Source organism: Kitasatospora sp. NPDC093558 (assembly GCF_040683475.1).
GTDB lineage: Bacteria > Actinomycetota > Actinomycetes > Streptomycetales > Streptomycetaceae > Kitasatospora.
Genome location: NZ_JBFBDY010000702.1, coordinates 1 through 3,027 on the forward strand (window position 1 = coordinate 1; position 3,027 = coordinate 3,027).

Genomic DNA, 3,027 nt, shown 5'->3' on the forward strand with positions numbered 1-3,027 from the left:
GTCGGCCCGTTCGGCGCAGGGCGCCTGGAGCCCGACGTGCGTGGGCACCAGCTTCCAGCCCATCGCGCGGACTTCGGCGACCCACTGAGGCGTCAGCCGGGGCTGCGCGCAGCCGCGTTGGCCGCCGCTGCTGTAGATGTTCACCGCGCCGTACGGGGAGGCGGTGCGCCACACGGACAGGGCCTCCAGCGGCGGGGCCGTGCAGGCGTCGAACCCGGCGCCGCTGTATCGGTACTCCGGCAGCGGCGCGGGGAGGGAGACCGGGGGAGTCGCCGCCCGGGAAGGGGCGAGCCCGTGGGCGGTGCCGGGGAGCACGAGGAGTACGGCCGCCGCGGGGAGCACGGCCAGGGACGGAAGGCGCATCCACCCGTCCTAGCGGCCCGACGGGGATCCGGCGTCTCACCGGGTCGACGCGCCGCGCCCGTTCACCCGTAATCGGGACACCGCCGGGTCCGAAAAGGCCCTGAAGCGCGTTCGGATGGCCCGCTAGATTGCACGTCATGACCTCCGACACCCCTGAACCGCTGAGCCCGGTGTCCCGTACCGCGCTGTCCGTCGCCAGGGTACGCGCCTACGAGAGCGCCCGGCCCGACGCGCTGTTCGTCGACCCGTACGCCGCCGCGTTCGTCGAGGCCGCCGGAGTGGAGCCGGCCGGCTCCAGGCCCTCGCCCAGCGCGCTCGCCAAGGGCCTGGTCGTACACGGCATCCTGCGCACCCGCTTCTACGACGACCGGCTGCTGGCCGCCGCCGCGGACGGGGCCGAGCAGGTCGTGCTGCTCGCGGCGGGCCTCGACACCCGCGCCTACCGGCTCGACTGGCCCGCCGGCACCCAGGTGTTCGAGCTCGACCTGGAGCCGGTGCTGGCCTTCAAGCAGAAGGTTCTCGACGGCCTGGGCGCCGAGCCCGCCGGCCGCCGCACCGCCCTGCCGGCCGACCTGCTGGACCCGCACTGGCCGGAGCACCTGCTCGCGGCCGGCTTCGACCCGTCGCGGCGCTCGGCGTGGCTGGCGGAGGGGTTGCTCGTCTACTTCACGCCGGAGGAGGCGGCCGGCCTGTTCACGGCGGTCGCCACCCTGGCGGCCCTGGGCAGCCGGCTGCTCCTGGAGAAGGGCCGGGACGTGAGCCTCACCCCGCACGACCCGGCGCTCGCCCACATCACCGCCCTGTGGCGCGGCGGCCTGGGCCCCGACACCCACCACTGGCTCGACCGGCACGGCTGGACGGCCGAGATCACCGCCCTGGACCAGGTCGCCGACGACTACGGCCGCCCCCTGTCCGCGCCCTCCACCGGGGGCTTCATCGATGCGGTGCGCCGGCACACGGCAGGCTGACCCGTGAATGCATTCCGTCGAACCCGCTGGAGGCGACGGTCGCCCTCCTCGCCGAGCACGTCAACCGGATGTCCGGTGACGACCACGACTTCGCCACCCGCCTGATCACCGACGCCCTGTCCGAGCTCGACGACGAGTGACGAGCCGCGGGCCGAACCGTCCACCACCATCGGGGCGGATGTGGCCACCACGGCCACCCCCCGATGCCCGCCGCGCCCCTCGTCACCCCGGCGGATACGTTGGTCTGGAGAGCGATCGGCGTAGCCCCACCGGGCCGTAGGGCCTGACGGCGGGGAGGAGGAGACATGTCCGTCGCGGAACTGAACGAGGCCAAGCAGGAACAGTTCGCGGGCCAGATGGTCGGAATGCTCAACGGCGCCTGTCTCGGGCTGATGGTCGGACTCGGCCACGAGACCGGGCTGTTCGACACGATGGCGGGCATGGCGCCGGCCACCAGCGAGGAGATCGCCCGGGCCGCCGGGCTGAACGAGCGTTACGTCCGCGAGTGGCTGGGCGCGATGGTGACGGGCGGCGTGGTGGACTACGACCCGCAGCCGCGCACCTACGTCCTGCCCCCGGAGCACGCGGCCTCGCTCACCCGCGCCGCCGGCCCGAACAACATGGCCAGGATCGCCCAGGACCTCAGCATGCTCGCCGAGGTCGAGCAGCAGGTGCAGGAAGCCTTCAGGACCGGCAGTGGCGTGCCCTACTCCGCCTACCCGCGCTTTCAGGCCATCCAGGGCGAGGAGTCCGGAGAGGTCTTCGACCTCGCCCTCGTCGACGGCATCCTGCCCCTCGTCCCCGGCCTCACCGACCGGCTGCGCGCCGGCATCGACGCACTCGACATCGGCTGCGGACAGGGCCACGCCGTCAACCTCCTCGCCAAGGCGTTCCCGACGAGCCGCTTCCACGGACTCGACAGGTCCGAGGAGGGCATCGCCACCGCACGCACCGAGGCCGCCGCATGGCACCTGGACAACGCGACCTTCGAGGTCGGCGACAGCGCCGAACTCACCGGCGCCTACGACCTCGTCACCGCCTTCGACGTCATCCACGACCTGGCCCGCCCCACCCGCACCCTCGCCGCCGTCGCCGGGGCGCTGCGCCCGGACGGCGTCTTCCTGATGGGCGACATCGCCGCCTCCAGCCAGGTGGAGGAGAACATCGACCATCCGCTGTGCCCGGCGCTGTACGCCTTCTCGGTGTTCTACTGCATGTCCGTCTCGCTCGGGGAGGGCGGCGAGGCGCTGGGCACGGTCTGGGGCCGGCAGACCGCCCTCCGGATGCTCGGCGAAGCCGGTTTCAGCCGCGTCGAAAGCCACCAGGTGGAGGGGGACTTCCTGAACGTCTACTACGTGGCCCAGCGCTGAATCTTCCTGCCCGCGATATTCGGTGGGCCGGCCCGGCCGGATCTGCGACGATCACGGGATGGGTGCACTGGACGCGGTGGCGGCCCGGGTCGCCGGCGGGGCCACCGTCGAGTTCCGGCCGAGCGGCTCGTCGATGGTCCCGCTGATCCGCAGCCGGCAGCTGGTGGCCGTCGCCCCGGTCGACCCGTCGAGGCTCGCGCCCGGGGACATCGTCCTCGCCAGGGTCGCCGGGACGGTGTACCTGCACCTGGTGGCGGCCCTCGACCCGGCGAGGAAGCGCGTGCAGATCGGCAACAACCGGGGCCGCATCAACGGCTGGACCGGCC

The 3,027-nt window shown here is 73.1% G+C and carries 4 protein-coding genes; 3 read left to right on the forward strand and 1 reads right to left on the reverse strand.

Going from position 1 to position 3,027, the window contains the following annotated elements; all coding sequences use genetic code 11:
• The coding region (locus AB0O00_RS33960) for a glycoside hydrolase domain-containing protein (RefSeq protein ID WP_363658417.1) at positions 1-363 on the reverse strand (363 nt) is incomplete at its 3' end.
• Between the two features lie 137 nt (positions 364-500).
• Between AB0O00_RS33960 and AB0O00_RS33965 the strand changes: the two genes are divergently transcribed.
• From AB0O00_RS33965 to AB0O00_RS33975, 3 genes are all read left to right on the forward strand, one after another.
• Complete coding sequence (locus tag AB0O00_RS33965) at positions 501-1,331, forward strand: class I SAM-dependent methyltransferase (RefSeq protein WP_363658419.1); 831 nt, start codon at positions 501-503, stop codon at positions 1,329-1,331.
• A 305-nt stretch (positions 1,332-1,636) separates the two neighbouring features.
• The gene (locus tag AB0O00_RS33970) at positions 1,637-2,701 is read left to right on the forward strand and encodes a class I SAM-dependent methyltransferase (RefSeq protein ID WP_363658421.1); all 1,065 of its coding nucleotides are present in this window, start codon (positions 1,637-1,639) and stop codon (positions 2,699-2,701) included.
• Positions 2,702-2,759: 58 nt separating this feature from the next.
• Positions 2,760-3,027, forward strand: a 268-nt coding sequence (locus AB0O00_RS33975; protein WP_363658423.1) for a S26 family signal peptidase, incomplete at its 3' end; no start/stop codon positions are given.

Excerpts from the sequence above, each read along its gene's own strand:
- AB0O00_RS33965 (WP_363658419.1), top strand. The coding sequence starts at position 501 with ATGACCTCCGACACCCCTGAACCGCTGAGCCCGGTGTCCCGTACCGCG.
- AB0O00_RS33970 (WP_363658421.1), top strand. The coding sequence starts at position 1,637 with ATGTCCGTCGCGGAACTGAACGAGGCCAAGCAGGAACAGTTCGCGGGC.